The sequence below is a fragment of the Dietzia sp. IBK-p2-15D genome (assembly GCF_057773105.1).
This window is the reverse complement of the sequence record NZ_JBYMTK010000012.1, coordinates 26,575-52,201: the sequence shown is the minus strand read 5'-3', so window position 1 is coordinate 52,201 and position 25,627 is coordinate 26,575. Positions and strand designations below refer to the sequence as shown.

The following is a 25,627-nucleotide window of genomic DNA, read 5'->3' as shown; positions in this document are numbered from 1 at the left end:
CTAGGGCGGGCGTCGGACAGACGCTCATCGGTCGTCGGTTAGACTTCCGGACCAGCGGTTCACCGCGTTCGCCCCCGTAGCCCAATTGGCAGAGGCAACGGATTCAAAACCCGTCCAGTGTCGGTTCGAGTCCGACCGGGGGCACCACCGCTCGAGCGAGGTCAGACCCGCTCGTATTCCTCTCATCACCTCATCACCGCCTCCGCCCTCTCCACCCGCGCGCCACCCGGTGGCGCGGTGGTCCGCTACGCGCGTAATGTTTGCTTGTTGCAAGCAATCGGTTCGAGGAGTGGATATGGCGATAGACGCGGAACGCGGCGGCCGGTTGGTGGTGGACCTGTCGCGGGTGGTCAAACTCCTGCGCGCGGTCAACCTCTCGGTCCCCCGCTACGACGAGGCCGTCGAACCGTCCGCGCATCCACTGCTGTTCGCCATCCATGACGGCCCGGCCCGGGTCACCGACCTGGCCGCCCGAGTCCACACCGACGTCTCGGTGGTGAGTCGCCAGGTCCGCCAACTCGAGACCCGCGGGCTCATCGCAAAGGTCCCCGATCCCGATGACGGACGTGCCAGCCTCGTCACACTCACCGCCGAGGGCACCGATCTCGTCAGCCAGGTGTTCGAGCGCAGTGGTGACTGGATGGCCGGCCTCCTCGAGGACTGGACGCCGGACCGGGCGGACGCCTTCATCGCGGACCTCGCCCGATTGGCCGACTCCCTCCACGCCGAACTCTGCTCTCTCACCTCCGCCGAGGAGAACCGATGACCACTCCCAAGACATCCTCGGTCCACGCAGGCGAAGACGGCGAGTTCACGCACCGCCAGATCCTCGTCATCCTGGCCGGCCTCATGTCCGCCATGTTCCTGGCCAGCCTCGACCAGACCATCGTGAGCACAGCGATCCGCACCATCGCCGACGACCTGCAGGGCCTTGACGCCCAGGCGTGGGTCACCACCGCGTATCTCATGACGTCCACCATCTCGACGCCCCTGTACGGCAAGCTCTCCGACATCTACGGGCGCAAACCGTTCTTCGTGATCGGCATCGTCATCTTCGTGTTCGGCTCATTGCTCTGCACGCTCGCCACCTCGATGTACATGCTCGCCGTCTTCCGCGGCATCCAGGGACTGGGTGCCGGCGCACTGATGTCCCTGGCGCTCGCCATCATCGGCGACATCATCCCGCCCCGTGACCGCGCCAAATACCAGGGCTACATGCTGGCGGTCTTCGCGTCGTCGTCGGTCCTCGGGCCGGTGATCGGCGGGTTCTTCGCCGGGGCGGACACGATCTTCGGCATCGACGGGTGGCGCTGGATCTTCCTCATCAACGTCCCCATCGGCGCGGCGGCCCTGACCCTCGTGATGATCACGCTCAACGTCAAGAACGTCCGGGTCGACCATCGCGTGGACTGGGCGGGGGCCGCCGCGATAGTCGTCGGTCTGATGCCTCTCCTGCTCGTGGCCGAGCAGGGCAACACCTGGGGGTGGGGTTCCCCCGCCGCCCTCGGCTGCTACGTCGTCGGGCTGGCCGGCATCGGGCTCTTCCTCATCGTGGAGGCCCGCGCGGGCGACCAGGCCCTCATCCCGCTCCGCCTGTTCCGCGACCGCACCTTCGCGATCGTCACGGTCGGAGGCGTGATCGTGGGTATGGCCATGTTCGGCGGCATGATGACGCTGCCGCTGTACATGCAGATCGTGCACGGAGCCGATCCCATGGAGTCGGGACTCATGATGCTCCCGCTGGTCGCGGGGATGATGGGTGCCTCGATCGTGTCGGGCCAGCTCATCTCCAGGACCGGTCGTGTCCGCGAGTTCCCGATCTTCGGCACGGCGGTGGCCGCTGTCGGCCTGTTCCTGCTGTGGACGATCGATGCCGACACGTCGCTGACGCTGGTGATGGTCTACATGCTGGTGTTGGGCATCGGGCTCGGCAACTGCATGCAGCCGCTCACCCTGATCGTCCAGAACGCCGTGAGTCCGCGGGAGATCGGTGTGGCCACCGCGTCGGCCACCTTCTTCCGTCAGCTCGGTGGCACCGCCGGCGTCGCGGTGTTCCTGTCCATCCTCTTCAGCCGCGTCGGTGGCTCCATCTCGGGCGAACTCGAGCAGGCCGCCGCCGACGGTAGCCTCGCCCGCGGTGTTCAGAAGGGCCTCGCCGACCCCGCCCTGCGGCAGGATCCCGACGCGTACGGGATCGTCCGGGCCCTCGCCGACCCGACCACCGGCGCGGGGGCACTGGAGACGGTCACCAAGGACTCCTCGGTGATCAACCGGCTTCCCGAGCTGGTCGCCCACCCCTTCGAGCAGGGTTACGCACTGAGCATGTCCGAGATCTATCTGGTGGCCGGCATCCTCGCCGTGGCCGCCTCGGTAATCCTGGCGTTCATGCCGCAGATCGTGCTCCGGACCGGTTCGGCACAGGCCGAGGCCGCGCGTGAGGCGGCCGCGGCGGCCGCGCCCACGGGGACGGATGTCGAGGCGGCCGAGTCCGCCACCACGACTACGACGAGTCCCTCGGCGGACCGCTCCCGCTCGGCGGACCGGCCGGACTGAGCCCGGTCGGACTGAGCCCGGTCGGAGCCCGGTCGGCTACCCCTCGAGGTCGTCCTTGAGATTGGACAGCAGGGCGTGTTGGATGCGCTTGAGCCCGGCCGGCGCGAAGGTCCGCTCGAAGAATCCACCCACTCCCCCGGCGCCGTCCCACGAGGTGGTCATCTCGACGAGCGCGCCCCCCGTCGCCTCGCGCACCGTGTAGGTGGTGGCCATGGACGAGTTCTCGTCCTTCTCCACGAGTGACCAGTGCGCGGCGGCGTCGTCGACAGTGACGTTGGCCTTGACGTCCCGGCTTCGCTTCTTGGTGGCCTGGAGGTTCCACGCCGCGACGGTGCCGTCCCCCTGTCCACCCTGGATCAGGCGGTAGGCGCTGAACTGCTCGGGCTGGATGCGGGGCCGGACCTGCGCGTAGTCGGCGATCGCCGCGCTCACGGCCTCGACGGGCGCCTCGATGACGATGGTGTTGCTGGCGGTGACCCTGGCCATGATGATGACTCCTCCTCGTCGGTCCGACCGTGTCGCGCCCGCTACCTGACGCGGTGGTGGCGGCGCCCTCGGGTGGGCGCGTCAGACCACGTCCATCCTGCCCGACGCACCGGCCCGTCGCGTACGCCATCTCGCGCCGACCTTACGCAGCTCCTCCAGCCAGAGGATCGACGACGCCACCGCGGTGGCCAGCAGCCATTCGTCGGCGCGGAGCGAGGTGGTGTCGAAAACGCCCTGCAGGAACGGCACCTGGACCACCGCGATCAGCAGCAGCGGCACCGCGCCCAGCGCGACCCAGATCGGGGCGTTGTGCGCCATGTCGCGGGAGAACACCGAGCCGTGGTCGGATCGGACATTCATCAGGTTGAACACCTGGAAGAAGACGAACGTCGCGTACGCCAACGTGGTGGCGAACAGCGGTTCCCCTGCTCGATCGGGGAACACCGCCTCGGCGGACGCCAGCACGAGCAGGGTACCCACGGCCATCACCACACCCAGCCAGAGGATCCGCACCAATCGCGCCGGAGTGAGGATCTGTTCGCCGGCCGGCCGCGGAGGCCTGCGCATGGCGTCCTTCTCCACAGGCTCGACGCCCAGGGCCATCGCCGGCGGGCCGTCCATGACGATGTTGACCAACAAAACCTGCAGCGCGGTGAACGGCACCGTCGCCAGCCCCAACAGACCACTCGCCAGGAAGACGATCACGAACGCCCACGCGGTGGTGAGCTGGAACTTCACGAACTTGACGATGTTGTCGTAGATCCCCCGCCCCTGGCGCACCGCGGAGACGATCGTCGAGAAGTTGTCGTCGGTGAGCACCATGTCCGCCGCGCCCTTGGACACGTCGGTACCGGTGATCCCCATGGCGATCCCGATGTCGGCCTGGCGCAGGGCGGGCGCATCGTTCACACCGTCTCCCGTCATCGCCACCACGTCCCCGTCAGCCTGGAGGGCCCGCACCATCCGAATCTTGTGCTCGGGGGTCACGCGGGCCAGCACTCCGAGGCGAGCGGCCCGGGCGGACAGCTCCTCGGCGTCGATGCGGTCCAGATCGACACCGCTCACCGCCTCCCCGCCGATACCGAGGTCGCGGGCGATGGCCGAGGCCGTGACCAGATGGTCACCGGTGATCATGTGCACCGAGATGCCCGCCTGGTGTGCGATGCGTATCGACTCGGCCGCACGTGGCCGCGGTGGGTCGACGATCCCCAGCACCGCGAGCACGGTCAGGTCGCGGACCTCGCCGAGCAGAGAGTCCTCGTCGGGTTGTCCGTCACCGTCGCCGAAAGGCCGGGCAGCCACGAGCAGCGTGCGCAGGCCGGACGCGGCGAGCCCCTCCGTGTCCGCGCGCAACGCTCCACGCCGCTCGTCGTCGAGCTCCACGGCGGTCGCCCCGTCCCAGACGTGCGTGGCGCGAGGCAGGACGGCACCGGTGGCACCCTTGACGTGGAGGACGAGGTCTCCACCCGGTGCGCGGTTGACCGTCGCCATGAACTTGTACGCCGAGTCGAACGGGACCTGGGCCACCCGCGGACGGGCGGCGCGCAGCCCCTCGACGTCGATCCCGCACTTGGTCGCCGCCACCAACAGTGCGCCCTCGGTCGGATCTCCGACCAGTCGCCCGTCGGCGACGATCGCGTCGTTGCACAACGCCATGGCCACCGCGGCCCGTCTCAGGTCCGGTACGACGTCCGGGTCGGACGACAGGACGGTCCCGGCCCCGTCGTATCCGGTGCCGGTCACGGAGTACGACCCGCCGCCCGCGACGATCCGCGTGACGGTCATCTCGTTGAGAGTGAGGGTCCCGGTCTTGTCCGTCGCGATGTGGCTCGTCGAACCGAGTGTCTCGACGGCGGCGAGGTTCTTGATGATCGCGCCCTCGTGGGCCAGGCGCGAGGCACCCATCGCGAGCGTGAACGCCACGACCGCCGTGAGCCCCTCCGGGATCGTGGCCACCGCCAGGGAGACCGCGGACAGGAGCATGTCCTCCCAGGACTGACCGCGCACGAGCCCGATCACGAGGACCAGTCCCACCACGGTCAGCGCGATCCCGGTGAGGACGCGGGCGAGCGTACCGATCCGTTTCTGCAGCGGCGTCGGACCGGCGCCCGCACCGCCCAGCAGGTCCGCGATCGCGCCCATCTCGGTGTGTTCACCGGTACCGGTCACCACGATGCGCGCCCGGCCCCGGGTGACCTCCGTGTTCATGAACACCATGCCAGCGCGGTCTCCGAGAGGCGCGTCGACGTCCTGTACCGCTCCCGCGGCCTTGTCCACCGGGGCCGACTCCCCGGTCAACGTCGCCTCGGCCACCTGCAACCGGGATCCGGAGAGCACCCGGCCGTCGGCGGGGACCCTGTCTCCGGACTCGACCACCACGATGTCGCCCGGGACGAGCCCACTGCTGTCGATCTCGGCCTCCACGCCGTCCCGCACCACCCGGCTGTGCGGGACCGACATATCGCGCAGGGCTGCGAGACCGGCCTCGGCACGGGTCTCCTGGACGTAGTTGAGGATCGTGTTCAGTGCGACCACCAGCAGGATGACCACGGGGGTCTCCCATTCCCGGGACACCCCCGCGCTCACCGCGGCGGCAACTGCGAGCACGAGGATCATCGGATCCGCCAACAGCCTCGCCACCCGCCGCCACGCGGGCACCCGCTCGGCCTCGGGCAGGGTGTTGGGCCCGTGCCGGACGAGACGGGCGCCCGCCTCGGCGCTGGTGAGCCCGTCCGGGCCCGCACCGAGGCGGGACAACACCTCCGCGGGCGCGAGGGTGTGCCACGAAGTGGGAGGACCGGACTCTGCGGGCGTCCTCGTCGTCGTCATCTCCCCGGCCCCTCCCCCGCGTCAGTCCTCCCCGCGCCCACGGTGGCGGTCTCAGTGCCCTCGGGCGATCCATTCCTCGAGGTGCGGGGATTCGTCCCCGACCTTCGTCCCGTCACCGTGACCGGTGTGCACCAGCGTCTCCGCGGGCAGCGTGAGGATGCGCTCGCGGATGGAGGTGATGATGGTCGGGAAATCCGAGTACGAGCGGCCCGTGGCCCCCGGTCCGCCGGAGAACAGGGTGTCGCCGGAGAACAACACGCCCGCCTCGGGAACGTGGAACACGCACGATCCCGGTGAGTGCCCGGGCGTGTTCATCACGTCGATGCGGGTACCCGCGATCTCCAGACGCTGCCCGTCGGAGAGCTCGCCGTGGGAGACGGTGGGATGGGTCTCGTCCCACAGCATCTGGTCACCCGGGTGCACCAGGATCGGCGCATCCAGCTTCTCCGACAGTTCCGGCGCCACGGTGATGTGGTCGTTGTGGGCGTGCGAACACAGGATGCCCTTGACCCGGCGGCCCGCCACCGCGTCGATGATCGGCTGGGCGGTGTGGGCGGCGTCGATCACGTACACCTCGGAGTCGTCCCCGAGGATCCAGATGTTGTTGTCGACCTCCCACTCGCCGCCGTCGAGCGCGAAGATGCCGCTCGTGACGACCTTCTCGATACGCAGACCGCCGGCGTGCCCGGCGCTGGTGTGGATCTCGCTCACATCGTCACCACCGATCGGAGGACTGAACCGGACTTCATCGCGTCGAACGCCGCCTCGACGGCCCCGATGCCGATCCGCTCGGAGACGAACTTCTCGAGCGGGAGCCGACCCTGCAGATGCAGATCCACGAGCATCGGGAAATCGCGCTCGGGCAGACAGTCGCCGTACCAGGACGACTTGAGCGAGCCACCACGGCCGAAGAAATCCAGCAGCGGCAACTCCAACCGCATCTCCGGCGTGGGCACGCCCACCAGGACCACGGTCCCGGCGAGATCACGCGCGTAGAAGGCCTGCTCGTACGTCTCCGGCCGCCCGACGGCGTCGATCACGACGTCGGCGCCGAAGCCGTCCGTGAGCTCCCGGATCGCGGCCACCGGATCGGTCGAGGTCGAATTGACCGCGTGGGTCGCACCGAAGTCCTTGGCCCACTCGAGCTTGGTGTCGTCGATATCGACCGCGATGATCGTCGAGGCGCCCGCAAGTCGGGCGCCCACGACCGCGGCGACACCGACTCCACCGCACCCGATGACGGCGACGGACTGGCCACGGCTGACCTGGCCGGTGTTGACGGCCGCGCCGATGCCGGCCATGACACCGCATCCGAGCAGTCCGGCGACCGCCGGGTCCGCCGCCGGGTCGACCTTGGTGCACTGCCCCTCGTGGACGAGGGTCTTGTCGATGAACGCGCCGATGCCGAGCGCGGGGGTGAGCTCGGTGCCGTCGCTCAGCGTCATCTTCTGCGAGGCGTTGTGGGTGGCGAAGCAGTACTGCTGCTGGCCCCTCTTGCAGGCCCGGCACTCACCGCACACCGCGCGCCAGTTGAGGACGACGTAGTCGCCCTCGGCGACATGGGTGACCCGGTCACCGACGGTCTCGACGATGCCCGCGGCCTCGTGGCCCAACAGGAACGGGTACTCGTCGTTGATCCCGCCGTCCCGGTACGCCAGGTCCGTGTGGCAGACGCCGCACGCCTGCACCCGCACGATGACATCGTTCGGTCCGGGATCGGGGACGACGACGTCGACCAACTCGACCTCGGCCCCCTTGCTACGGGCAATGACGCCCTTGACGGTCTGCGACATGGATCGCCTCTCGACTGGTGGTGGACTCTCTCGCCCCACTGTGTCAGAAAGGCCCGACACGTGGCCCGTCAACGCGGTCGCGCCCCGCCTCCTCGAGGGGAGACGGGGCGCGACGGGTGCGTGTCGGGGGCGTCGATCGATCAGACGGCGACGCCGTTGGCGCGGAGCCACGGCACCGGGTCGATCCACTGGCCGGCCGGGTTGCGCACGCCGAAGTGCAGGTGCGGCCCGGTGGAGTAGCCGCGGTTTCCGACCGTTCCGATGACCTGCCCGGCGTTGACCCGCTGGCCGACCGAGACGTGGTTCTGGTCGTTGTGTCCGTACTCGAGCAGGTGGCCGTCGTCGGTCTGGATCCGGATCCACAGTCCGTACCCCGAGGCCGGGCCGGCAGCCACGACGGTGCCGGACTTGGCGGCGAACATCGGGGTCCCGATCGGTGCACCGAAGTCCGTGCCGTTGTGGAACGTTCCCCAACGGGGGCCGAAGCCGGAGGTGATCGGACCGTAGGTCGGGGCGTGGGCGCCACCGACCGAGGGGACACCGAGCGAGCCGAACACAGCCGGGTCGATCGCGTACTCCCGAAGCTGGTCCTCGGTGAGGCCGATGCCCTGGATGACGCCCTGCGCCATCTCGGTCAGCTGGTCGGCGTTGATCTCGGCGGACTGGGCGGAGGCTGCGGGGGCGGCGGCCATGGCCATGCCGCCGGAGAGGGCGGCGCCGGCGACGGTGCCGGCAACGAGGCGGCCCATGTTGGACGAGCGGGCGGCGCGGTGGCGCCCGGCGGTCGCGCCGGTGCCCTCGACGCCGAGTCGATCGGCGAGCTCGGCGTAGGAAATGCGAGTGGCGTCGGACATCAGGGAACCTCGGAGACTGGAGCGGGTGAAGCAGGGACGTGACCGGCTTCCCGGTCGACTCCAAGAAGGTAACAGAAGTGTCTCGACTCTGTCACGTCAAAGGCACGAACACAGACGAAAGCGCCGGTGAGCGGCTTGCTCACCGGCGCCTGTCGGTTGTTATCCGATGGTGATCAGTGGTCGACCTCGCCCATCCGGTGGACGAGGATGAAGTTGGTTGACCCCTCGACGCCCGGCACGTTCCCCGCGACGAGCACGATCAGGTCGTCCTCGTTGTACCCGTCGAGCGGGAGCAGCATCTCGTCGGTGACCTTGACGATCTCCGCCGTGTCGTTGACGCGGTCGGTGAGGAAGGTCTCGGTCCCCCACGTCAGCGCCAGCTGGCTGCGGATGCGGGGGTCGCTGGTGATGGCGATGAGCGGCAGGTGGCTGTGCAGACGGGCGAGCCGCCGCACCGTATCCCCCGTCGAGGTGACCGCGACGAGCGCCTTCGCCCCCAGCCGCTCACCGATCTCGCGGGCGGAGTAGGAGATGACACCGCGCTTGGTCCGTGGGATGTGCACCAGATCCGGCGCGGCCGTGGAGTCCGACTCCACCGCGAGTGCGATGGACGACATCGTGCGTACGGTCTCGATCGGGTACTTGCCGACGGAGGTCTCCCCCGAGAGCATCACCGCGTCCGCCCCGTCGAGGACGGCGTTCGCCACGTCGGACGCCTCGGCCCGGGTGGGCCGGGAGTTCGTGATCATCGACTCGAGCATCTGGGTGGCCACGATGACGGGCTTGGCGTTCTCGCGCGCGATCTGGATGGCACGCTTCTGGACCAGCGGCACCTCCTGCAGCGGCAACTCCACGCCGAGGTCGCCCCGGGCCACCATGATGGCGTCGAACGCCAGGACGATGGACTCGAGATTCTTGACGGCTTCCGGCTTCTCGAGCTTGGCGATGATGGGAACGTGGATCCCCATCTCGTCCATCACCTCGTGCACGAGGTCGACATCGGCCGGCGACCGTACGAATGACAGGGCGATGAAGTCCACCCCCAGACCGAGGGCGAACCGGAGGTCGGCGATGTCCTTCTCGCTCAGCGCGGGGACGGAGACGTTCATACCCGGCAGGGACACGCCCTTGTTGTTGGAGACGGTTCCGCCCTCGGTCACGACGCAGTGGACGTCGTCACCGTCGACCTTCTCGACGGTCAGTCCGATGTTGCCGTCGTCGACGAGGAGGCGGTCTCCCGGGCGGGCGTCGTTCGCCAGCCCCTTGTAGGTGGTCGAGACGCGATCCTTGGTGCCCTCCACCTCGGCGACGGTGATGACGACACGGTCGCCCTCCTCCCACTCGTGCCGGCCCTCGAGGAAGCGGCCGAGGCGGATCTTGGGGCCCTGCAGGTCCGCGAGGACACCGACGGCCCGGCCGGACTCGTCGGAGGCCTTGCGGACCCATCGGTAGTTGGCCTCGTGGTCAGCGTGCTCTCCGTGGCTGAAGTTGAGGCGGGCGACATCCATGCCCGCGTCGACCAGCTCTCGGATGCCTTCCTCCGACGCGACGGCGGGACCCAGGGTGCAGACGATCTTGGTACGACGATTCACTCGTACCAATCTAGTCCCCTCGACCGGCCACCCGGTTAACCCGAGGTCAACGACCGGCCAACGGGGGTGCGTCGCCCGCGGGACCACCCTCCGCCGGGTCGTCCCCGACGTCGTCCGGCGCCCGCAGGTCGGAGGCCTCCTCCCGGCCGCGGCGGGCCCGCCAGAGATACACCAGCGCGGCGAGCATCACCACGAGGGAGACGATGGTGTTGATGCGCAGTCCGAACACCTCCGTGGCGGCGTCCGCACGCAGCAGTTCCACCCAGAAGCGACCGAAGCAGTACAACGCCACATAGAGGGCGAAGAGCCGACCGTGGCCCAGGCGGAACCGCCGGTCGATCAGCACCAGGGCGATCGCCACGAGAACGTTCCACAGCAGTTCGTAGAGGAATGTCGGGTGAACGGTCGCCAGCACCTGTCCGGTCGACCGCCCGATCGTCTCCGAGTACCCGTAGGACTCGTCGTAGCGCTGGTAGATCTCCAGCGCCCAGGGCACATCGGTCTCGCGGCCGTAGAGCTCCTGGTTGAAGTAGTTGCCCAGTCGGCCGATCCCCTGTGCCAACACGATGCCGGGGGCGATCGAGTCGCCCAGCGCCCCCAGCGCCCGGATGCCCTGCTGGCGCAGACCGATGTAGGCGCCGAGAGCGCCGAACGCGACCGCTCCCCAGATGCCCAGGCCGCCATCCCAGATCTTCAACGCGTCGACGGGATCGCGGCCCTCTCCGAAGTAGCGGTACCAATCGGTGGCCACGTGGTAGATCCGTCCGCCGATCAGGCCGAAGGGGATCGCCCACAGCGCCGTGTCGATCACCACCCCGGCCCGGCCGCCACGGGCGACCCAGCGCTTCTCGCCCCACCAGATGGCGACGACGATGCCGAGGATGATCCACAGGGCATACGCGCGCAGGGGGAACGGACCGATCTCCCAGACGCCCTGGGGAGGGCTGGGGATCACGACCCGGTCCCGCGCCGGCGGACGCCCTCGGCCAACTCGGCGGTCAGCCTCCCGAGGGCGTCGAGCCCCTCGGTCGCCGCCGTGATGAGTGCCGACCCGACGATCACGCCGTCGGCGTACGAGGCGATCTCGGCCGCCTGCTCACCGTTGCGCACCCCCAGCCCGACCCCACAGGCGAGGCCCGAGATCTCACGGACCCGCGCGGTGAGGGTCCGGGGCGCGTCCGAGACGACGTCCCGGGCGCCGGTGACACCCATGACGGCCTGGACGTAGACGAAACCGCCCGTGTGGGAGAGCGTCATCGCGAGTCGCTCGGGGGTCGACGACGGCGCGACGAGGAACACCCGGTCGATTCCGTGGGCGTCCGACGCGGCGATCCAGTCGTCGGCCTCGTCGGGGATGAGGTCGGGCGTGATGACGCCGGTACCGCCGGCGGCGGCGAGGTCGGCAGCGAAACGGTCGACACCGTACTGGAGCACCGGGTTCCAATAGGTCATGACCACGGGGACCGCACCGGCCGCGGCGACCGCGCGGACCACCTCGAAGGTGTCCGCCACGCGGAACCCGGCCTCGATCGCGGTGTCGGCGGCGGCCTGGATGGTCGGCCCGTCCATCATGGGATCGGAGTACGGGATGCCGACCTCGACGATGTCGCATCCGCCCTCGACCATCGTGCGCACGGCGTCGATCGACCCCTCGAGAGTCGGGTAACCCGCCGGGTAGTAGCCGATGAGCGCGGCCCGGTCCTCGCTCCGGCACCGCTCGAACACGTCACTGAGAACGCTCATCCCTCGACTCCTCCGTCCGCGAACTCGCCCGCGCCGTCGTCGGCGCCCTGGCTCGAATCCACCCCGGCCTCGGGCGGGGTCCCCCCGTCCAACAGGCCGAACCACCGGGCGGCGGTGTCGACATCCTTGTCGCCGCGACCGGAGACGTTGACCAGGATGAGGTCCACGCCCTCCGCGGCGAGCTGCGCGGCACCGGCGATCGCGTGCGCCGACTCGATGGCGGGGATGATGCCCTCGGTGCGGCACAACTGAGCGAACGCGTCCATGGCCTGGGTATCCGTGATCGGGCGGTACTCGGCCCGCCCGATCTCCGCCAGGCGCGAATGCTCGGGCCCGACACCCGGGTAGTCCAGGCCCGCCGAGATCGAATGGGACTCGATCGTCTGCCCGTCGGAGTCCTGCATGAGATGGGCGTACGAACCCTGGAAGACCCCGGGCGTCCCCGCGTTGACGGTCGCCGCGGTGCGTCCGGACCCCACGCCGTCACCCCCGGCCTCGCACCCGACCAGACGAACCGAGTCGTCGTCGATGAACGAATGGAACAACCCGATCGCGTTGGAACCACCGCCGACGCACGCCACGGCGGCGTCCGGCAGCCGACCGGCCTGATCGAGGATCTGCACCCGGGCCTCGGCGCCGACGACGCGCTGGAAGTCGCGGACCATCGTCGGGAAGGGGTGCGGCCCGGCCGCGGTACCGAACGCGTAATAGGTGTCGTCCGCGTGGGCGACCCAGTCCCGCATCGCCTCGTTGATCGCGTCCTTCAACGTGGCCGAACCGATCTCCACTGCCTCGACCTCGGCACCGAGCAACCGCATCCGCGCCACGTTGAGGGCCTGCCTGCGCACGTCCACCGCGCCCATGTAGACCTTGCATTCGAGTCCGAGGAGGGCACACGCCGTCGCCGTGGCCACCCCGTGCTGACCGGCGCCGGTCTCCGCGATCACCCGCTTCTTGCCCATCCGCTGCGCGAGCAGCGCCTGGCCGAGGACGTTGTTGATCTTGTGGGAACCCGTGTGGTTGAGGTCCTCGCGCTTGAGGAACACCCGCGCGCCGATCTCCGCACCGAACCGCGTCGCCTCGTACAACGGCGACGGCCTACCCGAGTAGTGGCGCTGCAACCGGTCGAGCTCGTCGAGGTACTCGTCGTCCGCCCGGGCCTTGGCGTAGGCGTCGGTCACCTCGTCGACCACCGCCATCAGGGCCTCGGGGACGTAACGGCCGCCGAACGGCCCCCAGTGGCCCCGCTGGTCGGGCTCATGTCCGGTGGTGGACCGGAGCACCTCTCCCATGGTGGGCAGTGACGGAAAATCCTTGGAGTTCACGGTCCCAGTCTGCCGGAAGACCGCGACACCGGCCTAGCGGGGTCCCTGCGGGCAGGACGGGTGGGCACCGGCCGTGGCCAGGGCGTTGCAGGCCGCCCGCGGGTCGCCCTGTGTCACCAGTCCCTCGCCCACGAGCACGGCGTCCGCCCCGACGCTGGCGTACGCCAGGAGGTCCGAGGCGTCCCGGACCCCGGACTCGGCGATCTTGACGACGTCGGACGGGAGCCCGGGCGCGATCCTGGAGAACACGTCCCTGTCGACCTCGAGTGTCTTGAGGTTGCGGGCGTTGACACCGATGACCGTGGCGCCGGCCTCCAGCGCGCGGTCGGCCTCCTCCTCCGTGTGGACCTCCACCAACGCCGTCATACCCAACGACTCGGTGCGATCGAGGAGCGACACCAGGGCGTCCTGCTCGAGCGCGGCCACGATGAGCAGGATCAGATCCGCGCCGTGCGCCCGCGCCTCGTGGATCTGGTACGGCCCCACCACGAAGTCCTTCCGCAGGACCGGGATGTCGACCGCGCGGCGGACCGCGTCGAGATCGGCCAGGCTGCCGTTGAAACGCCGCTCCTCGGTGAGGCAGGAGATGACGCGCGCCCCGCCCTCCTCGTACATCCGGGCCAGGACTGCGGGGTCGGGGATCTCGGCCAGGGCACCCTTGGACGGGCTGGCCCGCTTGACCTCGGCGATGACGCCCACCCCGGGATCGCGCAACGCCTTGAGCGCGTCGAGTGGGTCCGGCGCCGACTGGGCCGCCTTCTTCACGGCCGCCATATCGATGACGGCCTCACGGGCCGCGACGTCCTCACGGACCCCGTCGAGAATCGAGTCGAGCACGGTACCCACCGTGACCTCCCTCTGCAGTCGTAGGGCGGAAAGTGTGATCGAGATCAACAATAGAGGCCCCGGCCGGGGTTCCCGAATCGGGACCGCCCCGACCCGGTCAGCCGGTCGGATCCCGTCCGTCGTCCAGCTCCTGCCACAGGTCCCGCCCGGCGTCGTCCTCCGTGTCCGGTCCGGTCGCCGCACCCTCCCGCCGGGCCGCCGGGGTCACGTACCGGTCGTCACGGCGCACCGGGCGGGCCGGACTGACCAGGACGACGATTCCCGCCGCCAGCAGGGCGACGGCGCCCGCGCCGGTGATCACGGGTCCCGCGGGCCGGGTCGACAACTCGGTGATCTCCGACCACTGCGGGATCGACTCCGAGCCCACGGTGCCCGGCCCGGCATCGGTCCGGGCCAGGCCCTCGTCACTCGTGATCACCGAGTGGACCCGGTCGGTGTCGACCTCCCCCACCGACATCGCCATGAGGACCCCGGCGGCCACGCCGAGCAGTGCGATGACGGCGCCCACCGCTCGCGCGGCAGTACCTCGGACCAGCGCCACGGCGGCGATCGCCGCCAGTGCGCCCAGTGCGAGCGGGACGAGCGCGGGTTGCCAGTCCGCCCCGGTCAGGGCCCGTCGCGCCTGCCCCGACTGGTCGTTGAAAGCCACCACGTCGAGCCACACCATCCGCGAGGCGACCCACAACAACGCCGCCCCCACCACCAACAGCACGACGGGGACCAGCAGGCGGGAGCGATGGGTCACCGGCCCTCCCCGGCGTCGCGCAGTGTCTCCGCGGCGGCGACGGCCCTCAGGACCGCCATCGCCTTGTTGCGGCACTCCGCATCCTCCGAGGCCGCTACCGAATCGGCGACGATGCCGGCACCCGCCTGGACGTACGCCGTGCCGTCCTTGATCACGGCCGATCTGATCGCGATGGCCTGATCGGTGTTGCCGGCGAAATCGACGTAGCCGACCACGCCCCCGTACACACCGCGCCGCGTGTCCTCGAGGTCCTCGATGATCTGCAGTGCGCGGGGCTTGGGCGATCCGGACAGCGTGCCGGCCGGGAAACACGCCGTCACCGCGTCGATGCCCGTCTGCCCGTCGGCCAGGCGCCCGGTCACCGTGGACACGAGGTGCATCACATGGCTGTACCGCTCGACCTGGCGGAACTCGGTCACCTCCACCGTGCCCGGCACGCAGACCCGGCCGAGGTCGTTGCGACCGAGATCGACCAACATCAGATGTTCGGCGTTCTCCTTGGCGTCATCCACGAGGTCCTTGGCGAGCAGGACGTCGTGCTCGTCGTCGTCGCCCCTCGGTCTGGTCCCCGCGATCGGATGGGTCGTCGCCGCCCCGTCCTGGACGGTCACCAACGCCTCCGGGCTCGATCCCACGATGGTGAAGGCGGTATCGCCGAACCCGTCCTCCCCGCTACCGTCCGGGATCGTCATGAGGAACATGTACGGGCTCGGGTTGGTGGTGCGCAGGATCCGGTAGATGTCGCGCGGCGAGGCGGCGGTGTCGACCTCGAACCGCTGACTGAGCACCACCTGGAAGGCCTCGCCCGAGTAGATCTGCTCGATGATGTCGGCGACCCGCGCGTGGTACGTCGACTCGTCGGTGCAGCGACGCACATCGGGGGCGGGAGTGTCGAACACGCTCACTCCGCCCGTCCCCGGGTCGGCGAGCCGCGCCGTCATCGAGTCGACCCGGGCCACCGCGTCCGCGTAGGCCTGCTCGACCCGCTCGTCGCTGCCGTCCCAGTTGACCGCGTTGGCGATGAGATGGATGCGACCCTCATGATGATCGAACGCCGCCAGATCCGTGGCCAGCAACTGGACCATCTCCGGCACCTGCAGGTCGTCGACTGTGTCGGGCCGGATCCGCTCGAGCCGACGCACGATGTCGTACCCGAGGTAACCGACCATCCCCGACGTCAACGGGGGCAGTCCCGGGATCTGATCGGTGCGCAACAGGTCGAGTGTCCTCCGGAGCGCGTCCAGCGGGTCACCGCCGGTGGGCGCGCCCGCGGGCACGTTGCCCCACCACGTGGCCTCGCCCGAGCCGTCGACGGTCAACGCGGCGGCCGCCCCACAGCCGATGAACGACCACCGCGACCACGAGCGCCCGTGCTCCGCCGACTCCAGCAGGAACGTCCCCGGTCGGTCGCCGGCGAGCTTGACGTACGCGGACAACGGGGTCTCGGAGTCCGCCAACACCGTGCGCACCACCGGCACGACCCGGTGGCCCGCGGCGAGCGCGCGGAACTGTTCGAACGTGGTCGTCTCGGTGCTCATCCGAAGGCCTTGCCGCCGATCCCGAAGGAATCGTGCGGCATGTCGTGGACGTGGACCCACACCTTCGCCGGGTCCTTGCCCGAGGCCTCGGCGTACGCGGCCGTGACCGCCTCAATGACGCGGGCCTTGTCCCCCGCGGCCATCCCGTCGAGCTGGTTGATCTGGATGAAGGGCACGCCGTTCAGTCCTCTCCGAGCAGGGTTGCGGTGTCGAAACAGCTGGTGGTGCCCCGGTGGCAGGCCGCGCCGGTCTGGTCGACATGGAGCAGGACGGTGTCTCCGTCGCAGTCGATCTCCACGCGTCGCACGTGTTGCACGTGGCCGGAGGTCTCTCCCTTGACCCACCGCTGCCCACGCGAGCGGGAGTAGTACACACCCCGCCGGGTCGCCAGCGTCTCCGCCAGCGCGGCGTCATCCATCCACGCCATCATGAGCACCCTGCCCGACGTCGCGTCCTGCACGACCGCGGCGACCAGGCCGTCGGCGTTGCGCGACAGCCTCTCGGCGATCGAACGATCCAGGACGTGGGCGCTCATCGGACCGTGATCCCCTCTGCCGCGAGCGCGTCCTTCACGTCGCCGATGGTCATCTCCCCGAAGTGGAAGACACTGGCCGCGAGGACGGCATCGGCCCCGGCGTGGACCGCCGGAGCGAAGTGCTCGACCGCACCGGCACCGCCCGAGGCGATGACGGGTATCGACACCGCCTCGCGGACCGCCTTCACCATCGCCAGGTCGAAACCCGCCTTGGTGCCGTCGGCGTCCATCGAGTTGAGCAGGATCTCGCCCACGCCGAGCTCCTGCCCGCGCCGCGCCCACTCGACGGCGTCGATGCCGGTACCGCGGCGACCACCGTGCGTGGTGACCTCCCATCCCGACGGGGTCTGCTCGGACCCCTCGGGGACGGTCCGCGCGTCCACGGACAGGACGATGCACTGCGAGCCGAATCGTCGACTGAGCTCGCCGAGCAGCTCTGGGCGGGCGATGGCGGCGGTGTTGACGCTCACCTTGTCCGCGCCGGCCCGCAGCAACTGGTTGACGTCCTCCTCGGTACGCACGCCTCCTCCCACGGTGAGGGGGATGAAGATCTGCTCGGCGGTGCGCTTGACCACGTCGATCATGGTCCCGCGACCCGACGACGACGCGGTCACGTCGAGGAAGGTCAGCTCGTCGGCGCCCTGCTCGTCATAGGCGGCGGCCAACTCCACGGGATCACCCGCGTCGCGGAGGTCGAGGAAGTTGACGCCCTTGACCACGCGGCCGGCGTCCACGTCGAGGCACGGGATGACCCTGGTGGCGAGTGTCATGATCCGGTCACCGCCCGCCCTGGAGCCACGGACGGGGGCTCTCGGGTTCCGGAGTGGCGCGCCGTCGCCCGGCCTCGAAGAAGTTGCTCGGCTCGCCGAGTTGACGGATCGTGTCGAGGACCTCCGCGTGGGCTCGCGGGCCCGCGGCGAGGATGGACTGGGAGTCGGTGGACCAGGGCTCCCCCGTGAGGTCGGTGACCACACCACCCGCTGCGCGGACATGGGAGGCGCCGGCCGCGTTGTCCCATGCGAAGTTGCCGAAGCTGACCGCCGCCGACAGTCGCCCCGAGGCGACGAAAGACAGGTCCACCCCGGTGGAGCCGAACTTGCGGGTCCGGGCCGCGTCGAGCGTGAGCTGCTCGAAGACCTCGCGACGATAGGCCGGAGGGTAGGTCGTGCGGGCACCGGTGTTGAGGGAACCCAGCCCCAGTGCGACGTCGCGGATGGAGACGTCGGGGATCTGCGAGACCTCCGCGCCGTTCTCCTTGAGCGGTCCCCCCGCGATCGAGGTGAACGTCATCCCCAACAACGGCAGCCAGGTCAGCCCCAGCACCGGCTGACGCTCGTGGACCAACGAGACCAGGATGCCGGCGGTCGGGATGCCCAACGAGTAGTTGGCCGTGCCGTCGACGGGGTCGACCACCCAGAGCGTGCCCTCGTTGACTGGCGGACCGCCGTACTCCTCACCGTGCACCTCGAGCCCGGTCCCCTCCCTCAGGGCCTCCGAGATACGGCGCTCCAACTCGAGGTCCAGCTCGGTCGCGAAGTCGTTGCGCGATCCCTTGTTCTGGATGCCCTTCGCGCCGACCCCCTCGACGAAGCGAGGAGTCACCTCGTCGAGCACGCGCGTCGCCAGTGCGAGCGCCTCGGTCGGGTCGACGGGGAGGTCCGTCGGCAGCGCATTTCCGGTCTGATCGTCCATCTCGGGCCTCCTGCTCGAGGTCATGCGGGGTCGGGAAGCTACCTGGCAGTCGCGAGACCGCGTGGTCAGCGTCGGCTGACGGCGGCGAGCGCTTCGGGAAGGGTGAACCGGCCCGCGTAGAGCGCCTTGCCGACGATCGCGCCCTCCACGCCCTGCGGCACCAGCGTGGCGATGGCCTCGAGGTCCGCGACGGAGGAGACACCTCCCGACGCCACCACTGGGGCGTCGGTGGCCGCGCACACCTGCGAGAGCATCTCGAGGTTGGGCCCGTTCAGCATGCCGTCCTTGGACACGTCGGTGACGACGTACCGGGCGCAGCCGTCCGCGTCCAGACGCTCGAGAACCTCCCAGAGGTTGCCGCCGTCGGAGACCCATCCGCGACCACGCAGCCTGGGCTCGCCGTCGACCACCCGCACGTCGAGTCCCACCGCGATGCGATCACCGTGACGGGCGATGGCCGAGGCACACCACTCCGGGTTCTCCAACGCGGCCGTACCGAGGTTCACGCGCGCACAGCCGGTGGCCAGGGCGGCCTCGAGCGAGTCGTCATCGCGGATGCCACCGGACATCTCGACCTTGACGTCGAGCGCCCCCACGACCTCGGCGAGGAGGTCGCGATTCGAGCCCCGGCCGAATGCGGCGTCGAGGTCCACGAGATGCACCCATTCCGCACCGTCACGCTGCCACTGCAGCGCCGCGTCGAGCGGGGCCCCGTACGAGGTCTCGGTCCCGGCCTCCCCCTGGACGAGACGGACGGCCTGACCGTCTGCGACGTCGACGGCGGGCAGGAGTTCGAGGTAATTGGCGTTGGTCACGGCCATCAGCCTAGTCCGTCGTCACCGGGGCGCTCCGCCTGCCCGCCGGGCTCCTCGCCGTATTCGGCGCGGATCGCGCGATCGGTGATGCGGTTGGACACCAGACCCATCGCCGCGACCGACAGGAGCAGCCCGACCAGCGCGACGACGGCCTTGCCGACCGGCGGCACGGGGAGCACGGCCACCGCGATCGCGGTCAGCGCGAGACCGAGTACTCCCGCCCCGGCCACCCCCAAGGCGAGCACGGCGAAGGACACCGGGGCCCGGTCCCCCTCACCCCTATCGGACAGAACGGATCCAGTTCTCGAGGAGCTGCAGTCCCGCGTCGCCCGATTTCTCGGGGTGGAACTGAGTGGCCGACAGCGGGCCGTTCTCCACAGCCGCGATGAACCTGGTGCCGTGCTCGGCCCAGGTGACGTCGGGGGCTCGGAGGTGATCCGACGGCTCCATCTCCCAGCGCTGCACGCCGTAGGAGTGGACGAAGTAGAACCGCTCATCGGCGGGCATGCCGGCGAACAGGACGCTGTTCGCCGGCGCCTCGACGGTGTTCCAGCCCATGTGCGGCAGCACGGGTGCGTGCAGCTTCTCCACCACGCCGGGCCACTCACCGCACCCGGGGACCCCCGGGGAGTCCTCGTGCTCCCCGTCCGAGAACTCGGTGCCGCGCTCGAACATGACCTGCATGCCGACGCAGATACCCAGGACGGGCCGACTGCCGGCGAGACGCTCACCGATGATCCGGGGGCCCTTGACCGCTTCGAGTCCCTTCATGCAGGCGGCGAACGCGCCGACCCCCGGCACGACCAACGCCTCCGCCTCGGTGGCGACGCGGGGATCCGAGGTGAGCTCGACCTCGGCGCCGACCCGCTCGAGCGCACGGTGCGCGGACCGCAGGTTTCCCGAGCCGTAGTCCAGGAGTGCTACCCGTGTGGCGGAAGTCGTCATTGGTTCACCTTATCGCCGGTGTCGGTCAGGGTCAGATCGCGCGTGGGCCTGGTGCGTCGGGCGCCCACCGCCGCCGGGCCGCCCACCGCGAGGACGACCCCGGCCGCCACGGTGAACAGCACGACGTAGCCGAAGCCGGCGAACCCGCCCATGACGACGGATCCGAGACCGGTACCGGCGTCGAAGGAGATGTTCCACGACGCGGACGCCGTCCCCAGGCGCGAGCGCGGCATCCGTTCGAACGACGCGACCAGGGCTTCGTTCTGGACGGCTCCGAACCCGAGACCGAAGATGACTGTCGGGACGAGGAACCACCAGGGGTTCACCTCCATCGTCAACAACCCGGCGATGCCGAGCATTCCGAGTGCCGCCACACCGAGCCCCGGCCAGACCAGTGCGCCCGGTCCACGCCGGTCCGAGATGAGCCCGGCGACGGTGCGGCCGACGATGACACCGGCGCCCAACAGTCCGAGTCCCACGCCGGCGACGACCGCCCCGCTGCCGGAGACGATGGAATCCAACGCGGGTGACAGGAACGACGCCGCTGCTCCGTAGGGCAGGGTCACCGCCAGCATGACCAGGAACGGCCCGGCCAGGAGCAGAACGACCTGCCTGGCGCCGAGCGCCGACTGCTCCGACTCCCCCGGGGGGCTCGGGAACACGTGGGGCAGGCGGGCGGCGGCGACCAGGCCCACGACGCCGAACCCGGTGGCCGCCCAGGCCACCGTGGGCAGGCCGAAGAGGTCGAGCAGCCACAGGCCGACCGGCAGGAAGATGGCTTCGGAGATGCCGACGGCGAGGCCGATCAGCGACGTCGCCCGACCGAGCATGCCGGGTGGCGCGAGTTCTGCCACGAGAGCCGAGCCGGCGACGGTCATCATGCCGAAGCCCGCGCCTCGCACACCACTGATCGCCAACACCGCGAACGGGCCGTCGAACAGGGCGAGCAGCCCCGAGGGGAGACCGAGCAGCGCGCTGCCGATACCCAGTACCCAGCGATAACCGATCGCGGCCGTGACCCTCGGGGTGGCGAGTTGGAACAGGACGGTCACCGTCATGAACACGCCGGTCGTGGCGCCCGCGACGAACTCACTCCCGCCTCCACGGACCACGGCGAGCGGCACCACGGGCAGCAGCAGGGAGAACCCGCCGAAGGCGAGCAGGACCAGGACGAACGCGGCCGGGACCCCGGGCGTACGGGCCAGCTTCGAGAACGCCCCCGGGGTGTGGACGCGCGGGGTCACGCCGGCATCACAGCGCGCCCTTGGTCGAGGGGATTCCGGTGATCCGCGGGTCCGCCTCGACGGCCGCGCGCAGAGCGCGCGCTACCGCCTTGTACTCGGCCTCGGTGATGTGGTGCGGATCGCGGCCGTAGTGCACACGGACGTGCAACGCGATCCGGGCGTTGTAGGCGAGGGTCTCGAACACGTGCCGGTTGAGCACCGTGCCGTAGGGCGCGCTGTCGTGACCGATCACGACGTAGCCGACCATCATCTCGGGCTCACCGGTGTGGACGAAGTAGGGCCGTCCGGAGACGTCGACAATCGCCTCGGCGAGCGTCTCGTCCATGGGCAGGGAACACTGACCGAAGCGGCGGATGCCGCGCTTGTCGCCGAGGGCCTGCGCGAGCGCCTGTCCCAGGACGATCGCGGTGTCCTCCACCGTGTGGTGCGCTTCGATCTCGCTGTCACCGGTCGCGCGCACGGTGAGATCGAAGGCACCGTGCTGGCCGAAGGCCGTCAGCATGTGGTCGAAGAACGGCACCCCGGTCGAGACATCGGTCCGGCCCGTCCCGTCGAGGTCGATCTCCACGACGATCGACGACTCCCTGGTCGTCCTCTCGACACGACCCCGCCGCGTGGTCTGTTCACTCATCGCTTCTCCTCGGTTCGGGTCTCGATCTCGTCGACCGCCAATTCGGCGCTCACCTGCAGCAGCTGATCATTCTCGTGCTCGAGCCCGATGGTCGCACGAAGTCGACCCGGGATGCCCACGTCGCGGATCAGCACGCCGGCGTCCAGATAGCGCCGCCACGCGCGCGTCGCGTCCACGAACGGCCCGTAGAGCACGAAGTTGGCCTCGCTGGGAAGCACCTCGAAGCCCTGCTCCTCCAGCCCGGCGGTGACGCGCTTGCGTTCCTCGGCGAGCAGCGCGACGGAGGCCAACGTCTCGTCGGCGTGACGAAGCGCCGCACGGGCAGCGGCCTGCGCGATCATCGACAGGTGGTAGGGCAACCGTACGAGCAGTACCGCCTCAACGAAGGACGGATCGGCCGCGAAGTAGCCGAGCCTGCCCCCCGCGAAGGCGAACGCCTTGCTCATGGTCCGCGACACGACGAGCTTGGTCGGATAGTCGGCGAGCAGGGTGCAGGCGCTCGGGGACGGCGAGAACTCCGCGTACGCCTCGTCCACCACCACGATGCCGGGGGCCATGTCGAGCAGGCGTCGCAGTTCGTCGAGGTCGACCGCATGCCCTGTGGGGTTGTTGGGCGTGGTGACGAACACCACGTCCGGCCGGTGCTCCTCGATCGCCGCCACCGCAGCGGCGATATCGATGGACAGGTCGGACCCGCGGTCCACCGGGATCCACTCGGTATCGGTTCCGGCCGCGAGGATCGGGTGCATCGAGTAGCTGGGGACGAAGCCCATGGCGCTGCGCCCGGGCCCGCCGAACGCCTGCAACAGCTGCTGCAGGATCTCGTTGGAACCGTTGGCGGCCCAGACCATGTCCACATCCAGATCGACGCCGGTCTGGCGGGTCAGGTACGAGGCCAGGTCGGTGCGCAGTGCGACGGCGTCACGGTCGGGATAGCGGTTGAGGTCTTCGGCGGCTGCGGCGACGGCGCCGGCGATGTCGGCGACCAGTTCCGCGCTGGGAGGGTGTGGGTTCTCGTTGGTGTTGAGCTGTACGGGGACCTCGAGTTGCGGGGCCCCGTAGGCGCTCTGTCCGCGGAGGTTCTCCCGCAGCGGGAGGGCGCCGAGCCCGACTCCGGGACGTGGGGAATCGGTCATCGTCCGTCCTCTCCCGCGCCGAGGTCCTCGAATCGGGCCCGTACGGCCTCACCGTGCGCGGGCAGCCGCTCGGCGTCCGCGAGGGCGACTACGGTCGGCGCGATCTCCTTGAGGGCGGCCTGGTCGTAGTCGACGACATGGATCCCCCGGAGGAAGGTCTGCACGCTCAACCCCGACGAGTGTCGGGCCGTGCCGGACGTGGGCAGGACGTGGTTGGACCCCGCCGCGTAGTCCCCGAGCGGGACGGGCGAGTAGGCGCCCACGAAGATCGCGCCGGCGTTGCGCACGCGGGCGGCGTCGGCCGCGGAATTGTGGGTCTGGACCTCGAGGTGCTCGGCTGCGTAGGCGTCGACCACCCGCAGACCGGCCTCGATATCGTCCACCAGGACGATGCCCGACTGCGGGCCCTCGAGCGCCTCGCGCACCCGGTCCGAGTTGAGGGTCACCTCGTAGCGCTCCTCGATCTCGCGGTCCACGGCATCCGCAAGAGTCTCGGAGTGGGTGACCAGGACGCTCGCGGCGTTCGGGTCGTGCTCGGCCTGGCTGATGAGGTCGTACGCGACGTGGACCGGGTCGGCGGTGTCGTCCGCGAGGACGGCGATCTCGGTGGGGCCCGCCTCGGAGTCGATGCCCACGACGCTGCGGCACAGGCGCTTGGCGGCGGTGACGTACACGTTGCCGGGGCCGGTGACCAGGTCGACGGGCTCGAGAACGGAGTCATCCGTGTCCTGACCGCCGTAGGCGAGCAACGCCACGGCCTGGGCGCCACCCACCGCCCAGACCTCCTCGACCCCGAGCAGTGAGCACGCGGCGAGAATGGTCGGGTGCGGCCAGCCACCGAAATCCGCCTGGGGCGGAGAGGCCACTGCCAGCGACCCGACCCCGGCGACCTGCGCCGGCACGACGTTCATGATCACGCTGGAGGGGTAAACGGCTTTGCCGCCGGGAACGTAGAGGCCCACGCGTTCGACCGGCACCCACCGCTCGGTGACGAACCCCCCGGGGGCTACCTCGGTGACGGTGTCACCGCGGCGCTGCGCGGAGTGGAGGATACGAGCACGACGGATCGCCTCGGACAGCGCGGCTCGGATGTCAGGGTCCAACTCGTCGACCGCCCGGGCGATGACCTCGGCCGGGACCCGGACCGACGCCGGACGGACCGAATCGAACTTCTCGCCGTACTCGAGTGCCGCCGGGGCCCCGTGCTCGCGGATCGCCTCGACCACCGGGCGGACGGTGTCGACGACCGAGTCGACGTCGGCGGCGCCGCGCGGGAGTGTGCGTCGCAACTCGGCCGTGCCGAGTGAGCGACCGCGCAGGTCGATGCGGGAGAGCATGGTGTGGCCTTTCCTCGGGAGCACCGTGGCCGCAGGCGGGGCCCGGCGATGGATTCCGGCAGGACGTGGACGCCCGTGGCCCGCGCGACCACCTGGCCACAGTCTAGTTGTGGGAAACCCGACCGCGACTCGGGCACCTGTGCGGGTGGCCCCGGCGCACCCTGGCCGGTTGCTTTTCAAGTCCTGTCAGCACACCCCGCCAGGGATGGATGCCAGTTGCGGCGCGAGCGCGTCCGCCATGGCGCTCAACGCTCCTGTACCGGACTCGAAGGTCGGGGCGTGGGCCGCGAGCGAGATCGCGACGTCTCCCCCGGCTGCGGGAACCAACCCGAACTGGCGTACGAGATAGCCGCCACTCTCAGCTGGGCCCCACCCACCCTTGAACCGCGCGCCGGAAAGTCGTCCGAGTCCCCACCGCTGGCCGGGCGCGATCTGCCCCATGAGGTCGATGACCTGCGACGCACCGACCAAGCATGGTAGAGAGGTCGCGAACCTCGTCTGATCGACCAGCGCCCACCGCGTCTGACCGAAGACGGAGTACCCGGGTCGCATCTGGACCGAAGGCACCTCGGAGGTCACATCTCCACCTTCGGCGAGAATCCGGCCGGTGGCGGCGGCCGACGCCTCGCCACCGCCCAGGTGAGCCCAGAGGTTCTCCGCTGCCTGGTTGTCGGAGACAGAAATTGCAGAGGCGTTGTTCTGAACTGTCTGCGGGTCCGTACGTGCCACGGCGATCGCCAACGGGATTTTGATCGTCGACCAGGCGACTCCGGTGTGCCAGGTTCCGGCCTCCCGGATTTCACCCCCACCGACCGGGGCGACCGCGATACCGGCCTCGCCAGGAGCTGCTTCCACGACAGCGTCGAGATCCATGGTCACCGCTTCGGAAGGCGAGAAGGGTTCAGCGGGCGTCTCGGAGAGGGAACCGGGCTCGCTCACCCCGCCCTGAACAGGAGTGCCGGTCACCGTGGCCACGGTCTCGGTCACG

The 25,627-nt window shown here is 69.8% G+C and carries 26 protein-coding genes and 1 tRNA gene; 3 read left to right on the top strand and 24 right to left on the bottom strand.

Annotated features, from left to right (window positions below):
* The first annotated feature begins 70 nt into the window (after positions 1-70).
* The 3 genes from AC3DEV_RS14680 to AC3DEV_RS14670 all read left to right on the top strand — a co-directional run bounded on the left by AC3DEV_RS14680 (position 71) and on the right by AC3DEV_RS14670 (position 2,553).
* Positions 71-147, top strand: a tRNA-Leu gene (locus AC3DEV_RS14680).
* Between the two features lie 148 nt (positions 148-295).
* Positions 296-766 carry a MarR family winged helix-turn-helix transcriptional regulator gene (locus tag AC3DEV_RS14675; protein WP_067714010.1) on the top strand — a complete coding sequence of 157 codons (471 nt, stop codon included), beginning with the start codon at positions 296-298 and terminating at the stop codon, positions 764-766.
* Entirely contained in the window at positions 763-2,553 is a 1,791-nt protein-coding gene (locus AC3DEV_RS14670; RefSeq protein WP_488372561.1) for an MDR family MFS transporter, read from the top strand. The genes AC3DEV_RS14675 and AC3DEV_RS14670 overlap by 4 nt, the downstream gene beginning before the upstream one ends.
* Positions 2,554-2,589: 36 nt before the next feature.
* Here AC3DEV_RS14670 and AC3DEV_RS14665 read toward each other — a convergent pair whose 3' ends face one another.
* The 24 genes from AC3DEV_RS14665 to AC3DEV_RS14550 form a co-directional block, all read right to left on the bottom strand.
* Entirely contained in the window at positions 2,590-3,039 is a 450-nt protein-coding gene (locus AC3DEV_RS14665) for an SRPBCC family protein (RefSeq protein WP_182633806.1), read from the bottom strand.
* An 81-nt stretch (positions 3,040-3,120) separates the two neighbouring features.
* A complete protein-coding gene (locus AC3DEV_RS14660) occupies positions 3,121-5,868 on the bottom strand; it encodes a cation-translocating P-type ATPase (protein ID WP_488372560.1) in 2,748 nt (915 codons plus the stop codon).
* A 51-nt stretch (positions 5,869-5,919) separates the two neighbouring features.
* The gene (locus AC3DEV_RS14655) at positions 5,920-6,579 is read right to left on the bottom strand and encodes an MBL fold metallo-hydrolase (RefSeq protein ID WP_172812117.1); all 660 of its coding nucleotides are present in this window, start codon (positions 6,577-6,579) and stop codon (positions 5,920-5,922) included.
* A complete protein-coding gene (locus AC3DEV_RS14650) occupies positions 6,576-7,661 on the bottom strand; it encodes an S-(hydroxymethyl)mycothiol dehydrogenase (protein ID WP_488372559.1) in 1,086 nt (361 codons plus the stop codon). Before AC3DEV_RS14650 ends, AC3DEV_RS14655 begins: the two co-directional genes overlap by 4 nt.
* A gap of 140 nt (positions 7,662-7,801) precedes the next feature.
* Complete coding sequence (locus AC3DEV_RS14645) at positions 7,802-8,515, bottom strand: M23 family metallopeptidase (RefSeq protein ID WP_082923784.1); 714 nt, start codon at positions 8,513-8,515, stop codon at positions 7,802-7,804.
* Between the two features lie 173 nt (positions 8,516-8,688).
* Entirely contained in the window at positions 8,689-10,107 is a 1,419-nt protein-coding gene (pyk, locus tag AC3DEV_RS14640) for a pyruvate kinase (protein ID WP_488372558.1), read from the bottom strand.
* Positions 10,108-10,153: 46 nt separating this feature from the next.
* Positions 10,154-11,062 carry a prolipoprotein diacylglyceryl transferase gene (gene lgt, locus AC3DEV_RS14635; RefSeq protein WP_067713993.1) on the bottom strand — a complete coding sequence of 303 codons (909 nt, stop codon included), beginning with the start codon at positions 11,060-11,062 and terminating at the stop codon, positions 10,154-10,156.
* Positions 11,059-11,850 (bottom strand): tryptophan synthase subunit alpha, encoded by a 792-nt coding sequence (gene trpA / locus AC3DEV_RS14630; protein ID WP_488372557.1) that lies wholly within the window; start codon positions 11,848-11,850, stop codon positions 11,059-11,061. The genes lgt and trpA overlap by 4 nt, the downstream gene beginning before the upstream one ends.
* Positions 11,847-13,142: a tryptophan synthase subunit beta gene (gene trpB / locus AC3DEV_RS14625; RefSeq protein ID WP_472985739.1), complete on the bottom strand. Its 1,296-nt coding sequence runs from the start codon at positions 13,140-13,142 to the stop codon at positions 11,847-11,849. The genes trpA and trpB overlap by 4 nt, the downstream gene beginning before the upstream one ends.
* A gap of 66 nt (positions 13,143-13,208) precedes the next feature.
* Entirely contained in the window at positions 13,209-14,021 is an 813-nt protein-coding gene (gene trpC, locus AC3DEV_RS14620; RefSeq protein WP_067714103.1) for an indole-3-glycerol phosphate synthase TrpC, read from the bottom strand.
* A gap of 97 nt (positions 14,022-14,118) precedes the next feature.
* On the bottom strand, positions 14,119-14,766 hold the full coding sequence (locus tag AC3DEV_RS14615; RefSeq protein WP_472982700.1) for a TIGR02234 family membrane protein: 648 nt from the start codon (positions 14,764-14,766) through the stop codon (positions 14,119-14,121).
* Complete coding sequence (locus AC3DEV_RS14610) at positions 14,763-16,304, bottom strand: anthranilate synthase component I (protein WP_259821777.1); 1,542 nt, start codon at positions 16,302-16,304, stop codon at positions 14,763-14,765. The genes AC3DEV_RS14615 and AC3DEV_RS14610 overlap by 4 nt, the downstream gene beginning before the upstream one ends.
* Positions 16,301-16,480, bottom strand: a complete 180-nt coding sequence (locus AC3DEV_RS14605; protein ID WP_317470865.1) for a tautomerase family protein — start codon at positions 16,478-16,480, stop codon at positions 16,301-16,303. Before AC3DEV_RS14605 ends, AC3DEV_RS14610 begins: the two co-directional genes overlap by 4 nt.
* A gap of 5 nt (positions 16,481-16,485) precedes the next feature.
* Positions 16,486-16,839, bottom strand: a complete 354-nt coding sequence (gene hisI / locus AC3DEV_RS14600; RefSeq protein ID WP_119191825.1) for a phosphoribosyl-AMP cyclohydrolase — start codon at positions 16,837-16,839, stop codon at positions 16,486-16,488.
* Positions 16,836-17,609, bottom strand: a complete 774-nt coding sequence (gene hisF / locus AC3DEV_RS14595; RefSeq protein WP_096905587.1) for an imidazole glycerol phosphate synthase subunit HisF — start codon at positions 17,607-17,609, stop codon at positions 16,836-16,838. Before hisF ends, hisI begins: the two co-directional genes overlap by 4 nt.
* A 7-nt stretch (positions 17,610-17,616) precedes the next feature.
* Positions 17,617-18,531 (bottom strand): inositol monophosphatase family protein, encoded by a 915-nt coding sequence (locus tag AC3DEV_RS14590; RefSeq protein WP_488372556.1) that lies wholly within the window; start codon positions 18,529-18,531, stop codon positions 17,617-17,619.
* Positions 18,532-18,596: 65 nt separating this feature from the next.
* Positions 18,597-19,352, bottom strand: coding sequence for a bifunctional 1-(5-phosphoribosyl)-5-((5-phosphoribosylamino)methylideneamino)imidazole-4-carboxamide isomerase/phosphoribosylanthranilate isomerase PriA (gene priA, locus AC3DEV_RS14585; RefSeq protein ID WP_119191827.1), 756 nt, complete (start codon positions 19,350-19,352; stop codon positions 18,597-18,599).
* Positions 19,352-19,603 (bottom strand): hypothetical protein, encoded by a 252-nt coding sequence (locus AC3DEV_RS14580; RefSeq protein WP_120285870.1) that lies wholly within the window; start codon positions 19,601-19,603, stop codon positions 19,352-19,354. The genes priA and AC3DEV_RS14580 overlap by 1 nt, the downstream gene beginning before the upstream one ends.
* Before the next feature lie 22 nt (positions 19,604-19,625).
* On the bottom strand, positions 19,626-20,291 hold the full coding sequence (gene hisH / locus AC3DEV_RS14575; RefSeq protein WP_096905589.1) for an imidazole glycerol phosphate synthase subunit HisH: 666 nt from the start codon (positions 20,289-20,291) through the stop codon (positions 19,626-19,628).
* Positions 20,288-21,535, bottom strand: coding sequence for an MFS transporter (locus AC3DEV_RS14570; protein WP_472982703.1), 1,248 nt, complete (start codon positions 21,533-21,535; stop codon positions 20,288-20,290). Before AC3DEV_RS14570 ends, hisH begins: the two co-directional genes overlap by 4 nt.
* A gap of 7 nt (positions 21,536-21,542) precedes the next feature.
* Complete coding sequence (gene hisB / locus AC3DEV_RS14565; RefSeq protein ID WP_472982704.1) at positions 21,543-22,166, bottom strand: imidazoleglycerol-phosphate dehydratase HisB; 624 nt, start codon at positions 22,164-22,166, stop codon at positions 21,543-21,545.
* Entirely contained in the window at positions 22,163-23,302 is a 1,140-nt protein-coding gene (locus AC3DEV_RS14560; protein WP_472982705.1) for a histidinol-phosphate transaminase, read from the bottom strand. Before AC3DEV_RS14560 ends, hisB begins: the two co-directional genes overlap by 4 nt.
* Positions 23,299-24,639 (bottom strand): histidinol dehydrogenase, encoded by a 1,341-nt coding sequence (gene hisD / locus AC3DEV_RS14555; protein ID WP_488372555.1) that lies wholly within the window; start codon positions 24,637-24,639, stop codon positions 23,299-23,301. Before hisD ends, AC3DEV_RS14560 begins: the two co-directional genes overlap by 4 nt.
* Positions 24,640-24,825: 186 nt before the next feature.
* Positions 24,826-25,626 carry a hypothetical protein gene (locus tag AC3DEV_RS14550; protein ID WP_488372554.1) on the bottom strand — a complete coding sequence of 267 codons (801 nt, stop codon included), beginning with the start codon at positions 25,624-25,626 and terminating at the stop codon, positions 24,826-24,828.
* Position 25,627: the final 1 nt, after the last annotated feature.